This is a genomic window from Streptomyces sp. A5-4, assembly GCF_051131715.1.
Classification (GTDB): Bacteria; Actinomycetota; Actinomycetes; order Streptomycetales; family Streptomycetaceae; genus Streptomyces.
In genome coordinates this window covers 5,596,741-5,611,253 of sequence record NZ_CP178591.1, presented here as the reverse complement: position 1 = coordinate 5,611,253, position 14,513 = coordinate 5,596,741, and the positions used below count along the sequence as shown (strand labels likewise).

Genomic DNA, 14,513 nt, shown 5'->3' with positions numbered 1-14,513 from the left:
TTCAGCCCAGTAAATACGCGCGCTATCCTACGTGCGCCGACTCCCCTTATTTTTAGGCGTCGCCTCCAGCACGTTCGCCGTAGCGCGGCGGGTGCCCCACCATCGATCGGCTACAATCTCACCTCATGGCGAGCGTACTTACACCTCAGGCAGAGGACTTTCCCCGCTGGTACCAGGACGTCGTGGCAAAGGCCGAGCTAGCCGAGCCGGGTCCGGTGCGAGGGACGCAGGTCATCCGGCCGGTTGGGTATGCGATCTGGGAGCGGATGGTCTCCGAGATGGACGCTCGCATCAAGGCGGCCGGCGCCGAGAACGCGTCCTTCCCGCTGTTGATCCCGGAGTCGTACCTGCGCCGTGAGGCCGAGCACGTGGAAGGCTTCGCGCCCGAACTGGCAGTGGTGACCATCGGCGGCGGCAAGCAGCTCGACGAGCCGGTCGTGATCCGGCCAACCAGCGAGACGGTCATCGGTGAGTCCATGGCCAAGTGGATCCAGTCCTACCGAGACCTTCCACTGCTGCTGAATCAGTGGGCAAACGTGCTTCGCTGGGAGATGCGGACCCGACTGTTCCTGCGGAGCTCGGAATTCCTCTGGCAGGAGGGTCATACCGCCCACGCCACCGAGGCCGACGCGCGCGCGTACGCCCGCCGGATCCTGCACGAGGCGTACGAGGACTTCATGGTGCAGGTGCTCGCGATCCCGGTCCAGGTCGGACTCAAGACAGCCCGGGAGCGGTTCGCCGGCGCGACACGCACCTATACCTGCGAAGCGATGATGCGCGACGGCAAGGCCCTGCAGATGGGCACATCGCACGAGCTCGGCCAGAACTTCGCCAAGGCGTTCGACATCGATTACCTGTCCTCCGAGGGTCGCCAGGAGCACTGCTGGACCACGTCTTGGGGCACGTCCACCCGGATGGTCGGCGGCCTCATTATGTGCCACGGCGACGACAACGGGCTGCGGGTGCCGCCGAGACTGGCTCCAGTCCAGGCTTATGTGACCGTCGTCAAGGACGGCGACGGCGTAATGGCCGAGGCGATGAAGCTACGGGACGCCCTGCGCGACGCCGGAGTCCGGGTCGGTTTCGACGACCGCGTCGATGTGTCGTTCGGCCGACGCGCGGTGCAGGCAGAGCTCCGCGGCTACCCCGTGCGTATCGAGCTCGGTCCGCGTGACCTGAAGGCTGGCCACGTGGTGCTGGTTCGGCGCGTGGACGGGACCAAGACGCCCACGCCGCTGGCCGAAGCCGTGTCGGCGGTGCTCGAAGCGCTCGAGGGCGACCAGGCGGCGCTCTTGGAGGAGGCGACCCGCCGCACCAAGGAGCGGACCGCCGATGTCACCACGCTCGAAGCGGCCATCGAGGCGGCTGGGGACGGGTTCGCCCGGGTGCCCTGGGTCAAGGTCGGCGCGGACGGGGAGGCGAGGGCGAACGAGGTGGGGGTGTCCGTGCGTTGCCTGACGAGGGCGGATGGCTCCGTGCCCGACAGCGACGACGAAGCGGACCTGGTCGCCTACCTCGCCAGATCGTACTAGCACCACCACATGGCCCCCCAGGAGCATGGCCTTCGCCACTGCTCCTGCGGGGCGGTTGAGTCGGCCTGAAGCGCGGTTCCGGTGTTGCCACCGGCCCGCTTCTCCAGGCCGCTCTCCGAAACGACGCGTCAATAGCGATCCCTTACAAGGGGACTGCACTCCGTCTCCCTGATCCCGAACTCACGCCTCAGGCCCTGGCCACCTACGGACTGATCCGTCTCAGCGTGGACGAGGTCTACCACTTTCACGGCCGCTGAGGCGTCGACTATCCCGAGCACACCTACTTCGAGCGGGAAGCGCCCGCCATCGACGCCCTGCGCGCGCAGCTCGTGGAACACCTCCAGGCCGGCCAGTCCATCCTCGACCACGGCCTGTGACGTCGCTCCGACCGCGACGAATGGAAGAAAACAGTCCGGGCCGCCGGCGGGCATTCGCCTGAGGCCCCTGAACCCGTACTGCCACCTCTCATTTTCCCATCGGCGTGCCGCTGGGTAGCAGTGTCAAAGACTGATTCCCGCGGCCCTCCCTCCGAGAAGCGAAGCCAGATACTTCGCCAGGGCGAGCAAGGTTCGATCCGAGTAGTTCGGTCCCACGAGCTGTACGCCGATCGGGAGGCCGTCAGCGCTTCGCGCGACAGGCATGACCAGGCTGGGCAGACCAACGTGGCTGGTGAGGTTGGCCCAGCCGGTCTGGTCGAAGAAGCTCCGCTCGACTCCGTCGACCGTGAGAGTGCGACTGCCGGCCGGGATCGCCGCAGTGGGAGCGACAGGGGTGATGAGGACATCGTGCTCAGCGTCGGCGAAGAAGCGATGCCACGTCTCCCGGAGTCGGAGGCGCTCCTCGTTGGCGCGGAGCCAGGCGCGGTGTGTCTGCGTTCGGTGGCGAAGGAAGGTTGCCCGTGGGCTCAAGTCACCGTCGTGCAGGTCACGTGCCGCCGCGATTTCAGCCGCGCCGGCTTCGTCGTCGGTGGTGGCCGTCGCGGTGGCGTGGAGGAGTTGTTCGAAAAGGCGGAGAGAGTTGGCGAAACCGATCGGCCCCGCGGTGCGGCGGACGTTCGTGCCCGCGGAGGCCAGTGCCTGCTCGACGGCGGCGAGAGCACCTGCAGTTTCACGGTCGACGGGGCAGCTCGCGTCCTCGTCCCATACCGCTACACGGAGCTGGCCGACTGCGCGGCACACCGAAGGCAGCTTCACGAGCCAGGGGCTGTTCTCGGCGGGCGACGGTGTTGTCAGCGCGTCAAGGAGCAGGCCGAGGTCTCGGGGGTGGCGGGCCAGGGGGCCGGGGGTGACCATGTCGCTGCTGGTGATCCATCCCGGCGGGCGGGGGATGTGGCCGCGAGCCGGGACAAGTCCGTGCGTGGGGCGCAGGCCGTATACGCCGCAGTAGTGCGCCGGAAGCCTCAGTGAGCCGGCGAGGTCGCTGCCGAGGTCGGCGGGGGCCAGGTGGTCGGCGACTGCGGCGGCTGGCCCCCCGGAGGAGCCGCCGACGGTGCGCTCAGGATCGTGAGGATTGAGCGTGCGGCCGAACAGGCTGTTGTCGGTGTGCAGGTCCTGGCAGTACGCCGGCGTATTCGTCTTGCCCATGATCACGGCCCCTTGGTGGCGGAGCCGGGCGACCGCGTCGGCGTCGCGTACGGGGACGTGATCCGCGAGGTCTTCGGCACCGCTGGTGGTGCGCAGGCCAGCCGTCTCGAAGCTGTCCTTGATCGTGAGGGGAAGGCCGTCGAGGATGCCGCTGCTCTCGTTGCGGGCGCGGCGTTCGTCTGCTGCTCCCGCGGCGGTCCGGGCCGCGTCGTCGTCGCGGGTGACGACGGCGTTCACGTGGCTCGCGTCGATCCGATCGAGATGGAGGTCAAGTAGCTCGCGGCTCGAGATCTCGCCGCGGTCCAGGGCCTGGAGCTGAACGTGAGCGGGCTGGTGGGTGAGGTCGTTCGTCATGCGGAGACTCGCTCAAGGTGGAGGGCTCGTGCGGGCTGGCGTGGCAGGTGGCGAGCGACATCGAGGAGAGCATCGATGTCGTCCATGGGCCGACTGGTCTGGCGTTCGGAATCGGCGAACTCGGTGAGCTGGTCGGGCTCGGGGCGGGTACCTTCGGCCCGGGCAGCGATTCCGGCGAGGATCTGGTCGGCCGTGACGGCGGCCGATAGCTCCTGGCCGTGAAGCCCCCGGGCCCGGTGATGGGCTTCGCTGACCTCGCGGACCGCAGCATCGAGATACCGGCGGATCACGAACCGGCCGTCCCGGATCTCGACTGCTCGGCGGTAGAGCCGGACCGAGATGCGGCGAAAGCGACGCCGCTGGGCCCGGTCGACTCGGTCAATCGGCAGCTCGATCTCGGGCGCTTCGCTGTAGAACGCCAGCCACAGAGGACGCAGGCCGTAGTAGCAGCGGTACTGCTTGATCCGGTACTGGACGCTCTGGGCCTGGTCGCTGATGGTGGGCACGAGCCAGCCGATGAGCGTGAGCATGGCGCCGACATCGCCGCAGGTCCAGGCGAAGCCTTCCCAGTCGGCGAGGGAGGTGTCGAAGGCGCCGGCGATCACGTTGCCGATGCGGACCGCGCTGTATCCGAGGGTGACCGTAGCGCCGAGGGCGACGATGCGCAGGCCGTAGCGGACGGACCCGCGGGTGCTTCGGCGGGCCAGGCGCCAGCAGGCGTGGGCGAGGAACAGTTCTCCGATGGTGTAGGCCGTGACGTACAGGGAGCGCCGTCAAAGTGGCGCTGGCCGCCGACACCGTCTCAATCGCCGTGATGGAGCTGGTCGACAACGGCATCATCGCCCTGACCCCCGGCGCGATGGAGGCCCACCTGTCGGACGGTCTGTTCTGGTCGGCGCTCCTGGGCGGATTCGTCGTCGCGTTCCTGATCACGACGCCGGTGAACAAGTGGATGATCGGGCGCGGCAAGGGCCACGCCGTCGTTCACAACTACCACTGACCTCGGCGCGCAACGCGCCCGGTGCACCGCACAGTGCGCCGCGCGCGTTCGGCGTCGTCGGCGTCGAGCGCGAAGGGGGCGGGTTCAGCGTGACAACCGCCGACGGCCGGAGCGTGGGGGCGGCCGGACCCGCACCACCACACTGATCGCACTCCGCGGCCTCACCACCGCGGCACTCGCGATCACCCCCGGCCCGTACGCCCTCCTGATCGCTCTCTCGATCGTCGCCGGAATGGTCCGCGGCAACCTCACCCTGCTGCAAGCCACCGCCATCACCGACCGATGGGGCACCACCCACTACGGCCGCCTGTCCGGCCTCCTCGCGGCACCGACCACCACCGCCTCCGCCCTCGCCCCCTTCGCAGGAGCCGCACTGGCGATACCGCTGGGCGGCTACCCGCAACTGTTCGCAGCACTGGCAGCTGTTTCCATACTTGCTGCCGCAGCCGTACTCCGAGCGGCTCCGCGTAGCACTGCCTCAGATCGGTAGGGGCGCGCTGACGGAACCAGGGAAGCTGGCCGCACCCGGGACGCACCTGCTCCATCACTACGCGGGATACGAGCACCGAAGTGTGCCGTCCGCTGCTCCCAGCAACGCCGGACGGCGCGCCTGCGCCGCTTGGGAGGCCACCTTGCTCCGTCAGTGCTCTGCGGGCCGAGCCCGAGGATGAGCCGATCCCACAGGGAACAGAGGTAGCCCCGAAGCCCGCCAATTGACGCCGCGCTTGCCCCAGTTGACCAACGTGGTGGAGTTCATACACTGAAGCGGAACGTTTAGTGCAGCGCTCCCACCTGCGGAAACGTTTCTTCAGGTGATCGCATCCAGCACCCATCCAGCACCGTCGGCACTCATCCAGCACATCCAGCACATCAAGCGGCGGGGCCGTACTCCGAGGAACCCTCGGGGGCCGGGCGCATGGCCTGCTGCATTATGTCACGGCAACGGTCCCATGCCTCGGGGACGAGGTGACCGTAGATGTCCACCGTCGTCTTGATCGACTTGTGACCGAGCCAGCGGGAGACCTCGTGGATCGGGACGCCGTTTGCCAAAGCAGTCGAGGCGAAGAAGTGCCGCAGCGAGTGCGGGGTGTACTTCGCGGACCCGTCCGGGTTGACCAGGCCGGCCGCCTTGCACGCCTTGCGGAAGTGGTACGAGTACGTGTTGGCCGTGGGCATGATTCCCTTGCCCCGCTCGCGAGGCGGGAAGAAGACCTCGACCACCCTCTTACGCCCTGCCTTGTCCTCAAATGCCAGGGGCACCGGTTCCCACTCCGCTTCGTGGGCGTGGCACTCCTGGACGATGAACGGCGCCACCGGGATGTCGCGGTACTCGCCTTCCTGCCGGTGCTTGAGCGGAACGAGCCTGGTCTTGCAGTCGCCCCGATTGGCTTTCGTGCTGATCTGCCATCGGATGCGGATGAAGTCATCACGCAGGCACCCGCGGTGGAACGCCAGCGCCTCACTGATGCGCAAACCCGCGCCCGCCTGGAGGGGGACCGTCAGCTTGTACTGGGGCGAGATGTGCTTCTGGATGAGGTTGACCTCATCCAGCGCCGGGATCTCGTCCTCGTCGACAGCGACATTGGTCGGCTTCGTGTCGACACCCCTGGTTGGGTCCTCCTGGATCAGCTTCTCTTCCTTGGCGGACCAGAAGATGTGCTTCACCATCTTCATGCGGTCGTGCACCGTGCTCTCCGCGAGCACCTTGAGGATCGCTGCCTTGAAGTGCTCGATGTCCCGCTTCGATATCGAGACGAGCGTCTTTGAGCCGAGCTGCGGTATGAGGTGGTTGTCGAGGAAGCCCCTGTAGTTCGAGACCGTCCCATCACCGACGGTACGTCGCTCCAGCCAGTCATCCACGTACACGCGCAGGCTGATTTTCCCGGCGTTCGGATCGATGTAGACACCTTGGTCCTTGTCGGCCTCCATCTTGATGCCGTGGGCCTCGGCCTGCGTCTTCTTCGGGAAGGTTTCCTCACGCTGCCGACCGGTCCGTCCACCGGGTTCACGGAATCGAACGGTCCACTCATGTCCGCAACGGATCTTCTCGCACGGGTAGTTCTTGTTCCGCTTGTCGGTCTTGCAGCGCTGGAAAACGGTAGCCATGCGGCCCCTTTCACCTATTAGGGCATGGCTAAGCAGCCGTTACCCGTAATTGTCGTCGAGGTAGGCGAGGATGTCGCGCTCGCGGAATCGCAGGAGGCGGCCGACTTTCTGGGCCTTGAGCCCCCATGCCCGGTACTTGTTCTTGACGGTGATCTCGCTGACCTTTAGCCATGCGGCTACCTCTTCCGGAGTCAGCAGGCGATTACTGCCTCCGGCGGTCAACGCGTCACCTTGTTACTTGCCTCGGCGAAAACTTCCAGCCAAACCTGCATTGCGTCACTCTCTATCGGCAGAGGTGCCGTTGCGGTTCAGCGACGGGCACCGCGGTCATCTGGGCAACATAGGACGGTGCCGTTCCTCAAACCAATGAGTTCTCGACGCGATCCACTGCGTCCGCTACAGCTCCACCGCCAAGCGCAACTGCTGCGAACTCCTCAATGGTCGCGACGATCGCCGGTTTGGCTAACCGGCGATCGTGGTCTATGTTGCGAGCCGCATCGCCAGAGTCCGGTTGCTCGGCGGCTTGCTTCGGTTAGGAAGTCAACCGGTATGAGCGCAGGGCCGGGGTCGCGCCGTCCGTGACGATTACCAGCAGACCGTCATCAGTAAGGCGGTCAAGATTTCGTGCTACGACACGCTCTGGGGCCCCAATGGCATTGGCTACGTGCCGAGTTGTAGATCCAGGGTTTGCCGCAACGTATGCGAGGACGACCCGGTCGCGGTGATAGCCGCGTTGCAGTAGGTCCTCGCCAAACAGGCCGGCAGCGCAGACGCAAACACACAGCCCAGTGGATACAGCGCCGTAGTCCCCGACCGTCTGGCCGGACCAAGCGCTCAGTGCGCCGAGCGCAAAGAGGACGGGGGAAGTGAAGCGGGCGGAGCGGATGGCGGAATCCGACAGACGGACCTCCTAGGTAGGGACCATGCCAGAGGGCGGCTGGTGTGGCCGCACCGTCTGACCTGGTATTTGCCGGGACGTTGTACGTTGACATGCTCCCGGCTGAGGTATCCAGTCCTTTGGAGTTCTTTCTTGTCTGCCGTGGGCGAATGCCCACGGTCAGCTGCCGAGGAATCGCTGGTCTCGGCCTTGATGAGGTGAAGGGGCCGTCACAGGCACCGTGAACACGGCGCATACCTTCACCGACCGACAACGAGCGCGGCCCCTGGCTCACCCAGGGGCCGCGCTCGGACATCGTGCTGCCGCACGGACAGCGTTCAGCTAGCGCTCGTCACGTTGCGCCCGGGCGTACGCCGCCCGGCTCACTGGCCAGCTTCGGCGATCAGCTTCGGGGCAATCCGCGCACACCGCTCGGCGTACGCCCCAAGGTGATGAGTCCGGAACTGCTCGACGTCCCAGTCCTCTTCGAGGACCTCGCCATCCGGCCAGATGTAGGCGAGCCCTCGCCCGCCGGAAGTCAGCGTCACCTCGCGCAGGTCGTAGCGGTCGTCCTCAAAGGCGTCGAGAATCGTCCACTCTCTCCGGCTGAGGTCGGTGAACAGTACGCCGGGCGCCGCAGAGCCGGGCGCCGCTACGAGCCCCGGGTAGACGCGTCCCTCCAGGGACGCCGCGCGCCATCCGGGCGCGCTGGCCGACAGCTGTTGCGGTATCCGGCCGATCAGCGCTTCGAGGACGGCATCGAACTGGAGCGTCCCGTACGCGAACAGGGTCGCGGGATCCGGCGAAGGTCGGTCACGGCGGCCGGAAGTCGCCGTGACTGCGGAAGGCTGTGCAGTTGCTTGGTACATGATCATTCCGGTCGTCACGAGCTGGGCAGATACATGGCGTTGTAGGTCGGCGACTCCGGGGCGTGCTTGATTTCCCCCATCACCATGTACCCCCACCGCAGATAGGCATCATGCGCTGGCTGATTGTCGACGATGCAAGTCAGCGCGGTGGCACTCTCCGCGCGTCCCGAGATCACGGTGTCATGAATCTTTCTACCGAGGCCCCGACTCTGGTACTCGGGGAGGACCATCAGCTCTCGGAGCCAGAAGACCTGGCGGGCATTCGCGAGGGTCTGAAGCTGCACCGGCCTCCGGTCGCCGAGCGAGTTCCACCACGGTTTATCGGCGGGCAGCGTAGCGCCGTGCACGTACCCGATGATCTGCCCGTCCCGGCGCGCGGTCACCGTCTCGAAGCCCTCGTTGCCGAAGGCAGCCTCTAGCCGCTCCCGGAAGGAGCCGGCGGAGAAGAACGGGTCGCCGATGTACGGGGGCGTGTCGTACACCCGGGCGTACACCTCGACCAGCTCGTCAGCGATGGCCTTGACCGACGCCCCGTCGTACCGCTGGTACTCCGCATCCACTGGTTGCATCTCTCCTTTTGCCGAATCACGCGACGACTGCGCGGATCTCTTCAAGCAGGTCCCCTACCCCGCGGGCGCGGTGATGAGGGGCCAGTCCATCGTGGACGATCTTCAACTGCTGGACTGCCCGAGCGGAAGACATGCCCGCAGTCCGGATCAGCCCCATGGCCTTGCTCGCAGCATCGATGCTGTGGTCGATGTCCCCTGCGCCGATGGCCGCGGTCGCTAGCCGGCCGAGACACATCCCTCTGTTGCGGGTGTGCGCCACGTCCTGCAACTTCTCCGACTGCGCCAAGAGCTGCTGGGCGCGAGCAGTCTGGCCGAGATCAAGTCGGCACATGCCCTCCAGGCACACCAGTTCGGCCTGGTTGAGGAACGTTGTCCAATCAGGATCACGGTCGTCCGCCCCGCGTTCCCATTCCCTCCAGGCCCGCTTGATCGCGGACTCGCAGTTGAAGGCGTCGCCGACCCGCGCGTGCCCCTGCGCCTCACGGATAGCCAAGAGTGCCGTGACACGCGTCGGTGCGAGCCACATACCGGCGTGTGTCTGCGCAAGTCGGGCGAAGCGGATCGCCTCCCGCCCTTTGTTCAGGTCCACGGCCTGGCGAGCCATGTTGCTCAGCGTCCGACTGGAGAGCACATCGTCGCCTGTCAACATCGCGGCGTTCAGGGCCTCGGAGAAGTACTGCCGAGCCTGGGCGTGGAGCCCGGCGTCGTAGGAAAACCAGCCGAGGCTAGTAGTGAACTTTCCTGCGAGAGCGTGCAGTTGCTGGCCCAGTTGCTCGTCGTAGATACCACGGTCGATCATGTGGTGCACCCACAGCAGGTGAGCACGCGTCGGTCGCCAGAGTCTGTTGCCACCGAACTGCTGGTCCTGCGCGTCCATGTCGTCCGCAGCGTCGCGGAGAAGATCGACCTCGTCCTCGGCGATCTTCCAGTCCGCAGAGCTGGCCACATCTGTCGTCGTCTGAGCCAGCCACGGCGGCGGTTCCTGGTCGCCGCCGGCGAAAAGCGGGATCGCGGCAGCCGACTGCCCGATGAGTGGAACCGGCGTCACGACAGGCACAGCGGAAGTGTCAGGAGGCTCGTCCTCAGCACCCGGGCGGAGCCCCAGCTCCTCAACTGGCCGCCGGAAGTACAGCTCAAGGACCACCCGTGTATCGGGGTGCGGGTATGGGCGCCGCTTCGTCTCGCTCTCCCACTTCGACATCTGGCGGACGGTGAAGGTCGGGCACTTCGAGACCCGCTTTTCGGCAGCAAGCCGTCCCGCCAGGGAGTTGAGTTCGTCAACCGCCTTCGCCTGGGTCCGGTTGCGGCTCTCGCGAAGCGCTCTCATCGGGCTGCGGCTCACCGGATACCCCCTTTACCGAGTGGTGTCAGTTCACCGTAGCGGGCTTCTCGCGGGCTGCGTGAGGCGTCGTCAGCGAAAGCGCTGGTGAGGCGGAAATGGGAGCGAAAAGGGCGGGAGAAGGGCGGGTAGAAGGCGATCAAGGTTCCGGCGAAAGGACCTGTTCACTACACCGTCCCTCCGATGCACTAGGTGACGTCAAACGCACTGTGCGTTCTCAAGAATCGGATGCTGACCTGGGAGGGGCTCATGGACACCTGCACCGTGACGGGCGAGCCCGAGCGCCTGTCCGCGTGGTTCGCCGCGGCCACTCCCTCGCCGGCGGAATCCATGAACGCCTGGCTCCGTACACCCGACTTCCCCCGGCGGCTGCCGACCGGCATCAATTTCGATGTCGTACTCGCACCCCTCACCCTCATTGAGCTGGCGTACGACATCCTGCGCCGGTACGAACAGACCGTCGGACCGGCTGTCCGCTTCACGAACCTGACCACGGCGGCCGTCCTCGTGCCGCCCGGCACTGCAGCCCGCTGGGGCAGTTTGGTCGCCGGGGCGTCCTGGTACGACGCCGTTCCGACGTGCCTGGGGACCGGCCACGCAGTGCGTATCCCCGGACTCGCGCCATCGGCACCGGGCGTACCGGTGGCGTGGCTGGAGGCACCCAGCGCCGAGTCGGTGGTGGGCGACGCCCCCCTGCTCACCGCTCCGGTGCAGTTGGTCCGCTGCCTTGCCGAAGCACGTTCCCTCCTCACCCCCGACGACGAGCGGAGCCCCCTCAGCAGGGCGGTATCCGCGGTCCGGGCGGTCCTCCGATCCCCCCAGAGGACGTGATGACAACGACTACCGTACGACCGCGCCGCGGCCCCTACCGCGACGGCGACCTCATGCGTTCCACGTTCGACATCAGGCAGCGACCGCCGGGTGAGCTTCCGCCGCCCGCGGACGGTGAGAAGGTCGGTGTCATGCGACGCCGGGCCCGAGAGCGGCTGAGCGCACGCGGGTTGGCCTATGTCGCCGACGAGGCGGTCTTGATCGTCTCCGAGCTGGTTACCAACGCCATCGTGCACAGCGGCGGCCAGGAGGTCACGGTGACTCTCTCGCTCGGCTCGGGCTTCCTGCGTATCGACGTACACGACGGTGTCCCCAGCTTCCACGCCCACCCCAAGGCCCCCGATGACGCCGACGAGAACGGCCGCGGCCTTGCTCTCGTGCAGTCGCTCGCCGAAGAAGGGCGAGGTGCTTGGGGTGTTGAGGACGCAGGCGCCACCACATGGTGCAAGCTGAGATTGGCGGCAAGCTGATGACGGGCACCGCAGCACAAGGCGCGCAGCCTGGTCCTCTCCTGGTGCTGGCGGCTCTGACGGGTGAGGCCGTATCGCACGAACCCAGTGTCGTTGTGCTCCATCGACACGACGGCGGTGTTCAGCAACAACGGCGCAGCCCCATGGTTCACGTTCCGCGCCCCCGCGAGCAGGCCGAGACGCCCGCCCCCGATAGCGCCGCCGTCGAGGGATTACGGGCAGCCGGGTTACGAACGCGCCGAAGCGTCAAGCCAGTAGGTGGCAAGCATCTCGCCCGGCCACGCTGGCTGACGGACGTCGCTTCGGGGCCCCATCTCCTCGAAGTACGGCGCCAGGTCGATGACCGGCGTCCCGTCGACGGCGTCAAGATCCGTCACCAGAAGATCCCGACCCTCCACTTTCAGCAACCGTGGGTAGCTGGTAGCCAGTTGGTTTGGCCTCCGGTGGTTGCGGTGCCCGAACGTGCCAACCGTCGGCCACCTCGGATTTCCCCTGGGGCTACGCGCGTGCAGCTGGACGTCTTCCGGCTGCGCCAAGTGGAAGCGCCACGTGACCGTCAAATGGGAGAATTCCTCGATGCCCTGCAGGGTTTCGAGGGGATACGCCTCGTTGAGCCGGATGATCGATTCGACCCCGCCCTGGTAGTCGTCCTGAACGCGGGTGTGGCCCCCGACCACCGTTGCGATCGATTCGACCTCGTACGTCGCCATCAGGGCTCGTTCCTCTCCCTCAAAGTTGCGCATTCGGCAGCCACCACGCGAAGCGACTGGCCTGCTCCACGGTCACCCTATGGCCCGCATCATCTCCCGGGCCCGGCGGTCCAGTTCGGTGACTCGGCTACCCCCGCGCTGCCGGACGGGCGAGAGATCGCTCTGCATCCGAACGATGACGTCGCGGGCGCGGCCGGAGTGGACGCCGGCCATGGCATCGAGGGCCTGGCCCCAGGTAGCGCATGCCTCGTCGAGGCGTCCTTGATGGACCTGGACGGCACCGAGGTAGCCAAGGGTCACACTGTGTGTCCGGGCGTATTGCTGCCGACGGCGGGTGGCGACGCTGCGCTGGAAGTGGATCTCCGCATCGGCTGGCTGGCCCATGTCGCGCAGGGCGCAGGCGGTCTCGTGGGCGAGGGAGGCTTCCTGGAAGAAGTCCACGCGGCCAGGCGCATCGTCATTGCCGGCGCGGGCGAGGTCCCGCTCCGCGCGACTGATGGCCGCGAGGGTGCCGGGCCGGTCGCCGTCGGCTGCGAGCGCTCGGGCGTGGACGATCGCGAGCAGGGCCTTCTCGCGCTGGCTGGCCTGACCATAGCGGTCGCGGGACATGGAGGCGTCGGCCATGGCGAGTGCTTTGCGGGGGTGCCCGAGGTCCACTGCTTGGTGCGCGAGGGCGCGCAGGATGTGGCCGACGAGCGGCCCGTCCCCGGCTTCGGCCGCGATGCGGGCGGCGAGGGTGAGGTAGCGCTGGGCCGTGCGGTGTTCGGAGGCGTCGAAGGCCATCCAGCCGGCGAGGTAGGTCATCTCCGCGACGGCGGAGTACGTGTCGCGACGGTGTCGGTCCGTACGAAATCGGCTGCCCAGCAGGGGGGCTGCTTCGTCGCGAAGATGACTGGCCAGGGACGAGCGCCCGGAGGCTCCGCCTCGCTGTTGGTCGCGTGCGGAGTAGAAGTTGGTGAGGTCGCGGACGTCGTCGATGTCGGCCTGGCGTACCAGCCGGGGGGAGACTGCCGTGCGCCTGGCTGCTGCGGCGGGGGCGGCTGCCCACCACGAGGAAGCTGGCAAGGCGAGGCCGGCGGCGGAGTATGCGGCGGTCGCCAGCAGCTTGCGTCGGTGCATGTCCAGATCGTCGCTTCCCAGCTCGGCCAGCACGGTCAGAGGGTTGACGCTCCAGTCGGAACCACTCTCGGTGGAGTTTGTCGGCTCCTCCAGTCCGAGGTCTGCCAGGGTGAGCGGGCGGCGGAGCCTGCGGGACAGCGTCTCGCGCAGGATATGCCGCGCTCTTCCGCTGGGCTTCGTGCCCAAGACCCACATGGAGATGTGCGAGCGGGAGATGGCCTCCAGCTCCCGCATGCCGCTCTCGGCGGCCACTCGGGCGACCGCTGCGGCTGCTTGAGGCTGGGACCAGCCCGCTTCGCGCAAAAGTGCGGCGAGGGCGAGGTTTCGCTCACGGGCCATGGACTGCCCCTCGGTTCCGAAATGATCTTTGGCGCCTTTGGCGGCCTTGACGGCCTTGCAGGCATACCCCTCGGCGGAGATTCAAGGTTCGCTCAACGTAGCGGCCGGATCACTCACTTTGCACGTCAGTCGTCGGTACTCCACGGCGAATCCCACTCAACTTGGCTTGATTCAAACAGGAGTTGTGTCATGCGCCTCTCGCTGGTCCTGCATCGGGAACCCTGTTACCGCGACGACCAAGGCAAGCGGGGTTGCCTCCCCATGGCGCTGCCCGATGTGCAGCGAGATCAATCGGTGGCCGCGGCAGAGACGGTGGCGCTCGTGCTCGACGAGGACTCACCGCTGCCGGAGAGCGCCGGCGACGTGGAAGAACTCGCGTGGCGCCTGCGCGGTCACATCAGCCAACTCGGGTTCGTCGTACCACCGGGAGCACCCGCGTTGCGCCATGCGCAGCAGCTCGCTTCGGCGGGAGTCCCCGACGGCTACATGTCCAGCAGAGTGCATCTGGTGAAGCTGGCCGAGGCCGCCAAAGCACTTGTCGCGACCGTGCAAGCTCACGGTGTTGCACCCGCGCAGCCGACGCGGAGATGGCGTTGGTGGAAGCCGCGGATCAACGTGCTGCGCGGCTCGGTCTTCGCTGTCGCCTTCGCGTGCTTGGTTCTGGCCGCGTCGGTGCCCCGGGTATGACCGTCACCGGGGCAGTTCTGATCGCGGTGGTTCTCGGCCCGATGGCGTGGCTGGTTCTCCGCGGTGGCCGAGCACCCGGCTGCGCCGCTCCCCAAGACGAGGACTCTGCACCGGGGCAGAAGGGACCG

General features: G+C 67.0%; 14 protein-coding genes and 2 pseudogenes. 6 read left to right on the top strand and 10 right to left on the bottom strand.

Annotation, left to right across the window (positions count from 1 at the left end):
* The first annotated feature begins 125 nt into the window (after nt 1–125).
* Nucleotides 126–1,532, top strand: coding sequence for a proline--tRNA ligase (proS, locus tag ACLLJJ_RS26355; protein WP_434595943.1), 1,407 nt, complete (start codon nt 126–128; stop codon nt 1,530–1,532).
* Between the two features lie 500 nt (nt 1,533–2,032).
* On the opposite strand, the gene ACLLJJ_RS26350 is transcribed toward proS, so the two are convergent.
* Together ACLLJJ_RS26350 and ACLLJJ_RS26345 are read right to left on the bottom strand one after the other, a co-directional pair.
* Entirely contained in the window at nt 2,033–3,469 is a 1,437-nt protein-coding gene (locus ACLLJJ_RS26350) for an amidase family protein (RefSeq protein ID WP_434595942.1), read from the bottom strand.
* Nucleotides 3,466–4,233 carry an MAB_1171c family putative transporter gene (locus tag ACLLJJ_RS26345; protein ID WP_434600528.1) on the bottom strand — a complete coding sequence of 256 codons (768 nt, stop codon included), beginning with the start codon at nt 4,231–4,233 and terminating at the stop codon, nt 3,466–3,468. Before ACLLJJ_RS26345 ends, ACLLJJ_RS26350 begins: the two co-directional genes overlap by 4 nt.
* Before the next feature lie 2 nt (nt 4,234–4,235).
* Here ACLLJJ_RS26345 and ACLLJJ_RS26340 point away from each other — a divergent pair.
* Together ACLLJJ_RS26340 and ACLLJJ_RS26335 are read left to right on the top strand one after the other, a co-directional pair.
* Nucleotides 4,236–4,469 (top strand): annotated as a pseudogene (locus ACLLJJ_RS26340) (DUF4396 domain-containing protein); the annotation flags it as partial.
* A gap of 130 nt (nt 4,470–4,599) precedes the next feature.
* A pseudogene (locus ACLLJJ_RS26335) lies at nt 4,600–4,959 on the top strand (MFS transporter); the annotation flags it as partial.
* A gap of 380 nt (nt 4,960–5,339) precedes the next feature.
* Here the strand turns inward: ACLLJJ_RS26335 and ACLLJJ_RS26330 are convergent.
* The 6 genes from ACLLJJ_RS26330 to ACLLJJ_RS26305 all read right to left on the bottom strand — a co-directional run bounded on the left by ACLLJJ_RS26330 (nt 5,340) and on the right by ACLLJJ_RS26305 (nt 10,232).
* A complete protein-coding gene (locus tag ACLLJJ_RS26330) occupies nt 5,340–6,575 on the bottom strand; it encodes a tyrosine-type recombinase/integrase (protein WP_434595940.1) in 1,236 nt (411 codons plus the stop codon).
* A gap of 39 nt (nt 6,576–6,614) precedes the next feature.
* Nucleotides 6,615–6,797: a helix-turn-helix domain-containing protein gene (locus ACLLJJ_RS26325; protein ID WP_434595938.1), complete on the bottom strand. Its 183-nt coding sequence runs from the start codon at nt 6,795–6,797 to the stop codon at nt 6,615–6,617.
* A gap of 310 nt (nt 6,798–7,107) precedes the next feature.
* Nucleotides 7,108–7,314: a winged helix-turn-helix domain-containing protein gene (locus ACLLJJ_RS26320; protein WP_434600527.1), complete on the bottom strand. Its 207-nt coding sequence runs from the start codon at nt 7,312–7,314 to the stop codon at nt 7,108–7,110.
* A gap of 521 nt (nt 7,315–7,835) precedes the next feature.
* Nucleotides 7,836–8,321, bottom strand: a complete 486-nt coding sequence (locus tag ACLLJJ_RS26315; protein ID WP_283521843.1) for a gamma-glutamylcyclotransferase family protein — start codon at nt 8,319–8,321, stop codon at nt 7,836–7,838.
* Nucleotides 8,322–8,335: 14 nt separating this feature from the next.
* The gene (locus ACLLJJ_RS26310; RefSeq protein ID WP_434595936.1) at nt 8,336–8,890 is read right to left on the bottom strand and encodes a GNAT family N-acetyltransferase; all 555 of its coding nucleotides are present in this window, start codon (nt 8,888–8,890) and stop codon (nt 8,336–8,338) included.
* A 16-nt stretch (nt 8,891–8,906) separates the two neighbouring features.
* Entirely contained in the window at nt 8,907–10,232 is a 1,326-nt protein-coding gene (locus tag ACLLJJ_RS26305) for a hypothetical protein (RefSeq protein WP_434595934.1), read from the bottom strand.
* Between the two features lie 189 nt (nt 10,233–10,421).
* On the opposite strand from ACLLJJ_RS26305, the gene ACLLJJ_RS26300 reads away from it, so the two are divergent.
* On the top strand, nt 10,422–11,060 hold the full coding sequence (locus ACLLJJ_RS26300; protein ID WP_434595932.1) for a hypothetical protein: 639 nt from the start codon (nt 10,422–10,424) through the stop codon (nt 11,058–11,060).
* Nucleotides 11,060–11,530, top strand: a complete 471-nt coding sequence (locus tag ACLLJJ_RS26295) for an ATP-binding protein (protein ID WP_283521847.1) — start codon at nt 11,060–11,062, stop codon at nt 11,528–11,530. The genes ACLLJJ_RS26300 and ACLLJJ_RS26295 overlap by 1 nt, the downstream gene beginning before the upstream one ends.
* Before the next feature lie 227 nt (nt 11,531–11,757).
* Here the strand turns inward: ACLLJJ_RS26295 and ACLLJJ_RS26290 are convergent, their stop codons facing one another.
* Together ACLLJJ_RS26290 and ACLLJJ_RS26285 are read right to left on the bottom strand one after the other, a co-directional pair.
* Nucleotides 11,758–12,240: an SAM-dependent methyltransferase gene (locus ACLLJJ_RS26290; RefSeq protein WP_283521848.1), complete on the bottom strand. Its 483-nt coding sequence runs from the start codon at nt 12,238–12,240 to the stop codon at nt 11,758–11,760.
* A 72-nt stretch (nt 12,241–12,312) separates the two neighbouring features.
* A complete protein-coding gene (locus ACLLJJ_RS26285) occupies nt 12,313–13,698 on the bottom strand; it encodes a Tat pathway signal protein (RefSeq protein ID WP_434595929.1) in 1,386 nt (461 codons plus the stop codon).
* A gap of 189 nt (nt 13,699–13,887) precedes the next feature.
* Here ACLLJJ_RS26285 and ACLLJJ_RS26280 point away from each other — a divergent pair, with 189 nt between their 5' ends.
* Nucleotides 13,888–14,385 carry a DUF6415 family natural product biosynthesis protein gene (locus ACLLJJ_RS26280; protein ID WP_434595927.1) on the top strand — a complete coding sequence of 166 codons (498 nt, stop codon included), beginning with the start codon at nt 13,888–13,890 and terminating at the stop codon, nt 14,383–14,385.
* Nucleotides 14,386–14,513: the final 128 nt, after the last annotated feature.

Coding starts and splice junctions, on each gene's coding strand:
- ACLLJJ_RS26290 (WP_283521848.1), bottom strand. CDS start 12,240: ATGGCGACGTACGAGGTCGAATCGATCGCAACGGTGGTCGGGGGCCAC.
- ACLLJJ_RS26330 (WP_434595940.1), bottom strand. CDS start 6,575: ATGGCTACCGTTTTCCAGCGCTGCAAGACCGACAAGCGGAACAAGAAC.
- ACLLJJ_RS26310 (WP_434595936.1), bottom strand. CDS start 8,890: ATGCAACCAGTGGATGCGGAGTACCAGCGGTACGACGGGGCGTCGGTC.
- ACLLJJ_RS26350 (WP_434595942.1), bottom strand. CDS start 3,469: ATGACGAACGACCTCACCCACCAGCCCGCTCACGTTCAGCTCCAGGCC.
- proS (WP_434595943.1), top strand. CDS start 126: ATGGCGAGCGTACTTACACCTCAGGCAGAGGACTTTCCCCGCTGGTAC.
- ACLLJJ_RS26315 (WP_283521843.1), bottom strand. CDS start 8,321: ATGTACCAAGCAACTGCACAGCCTTCCGCAGTCACGGCGACTTCCGGC.
- ACLLJJ_RS26285 (WP_434595929.1), bottom strand. CDS start 13,698: ATGGCCCGTGAGCGAAACCTCGCCCTCGCCGCACTTTTGCGCGAAGCG.
- ACLLJJ_RS26280 (WP_434595927.1), top strand. CDS start 13,888: ATGCGCCTCTCGCTGGTCCTGCATCGGGAACCCTGTTACCGCGACGAC.
- ACLLJJ_RS26295 (WP_283521847.1), top strand. CDS start 11,060: ATGACAACGACTACCGTACGACCGCGCCGCGGCCCCTACCGCGACGGC.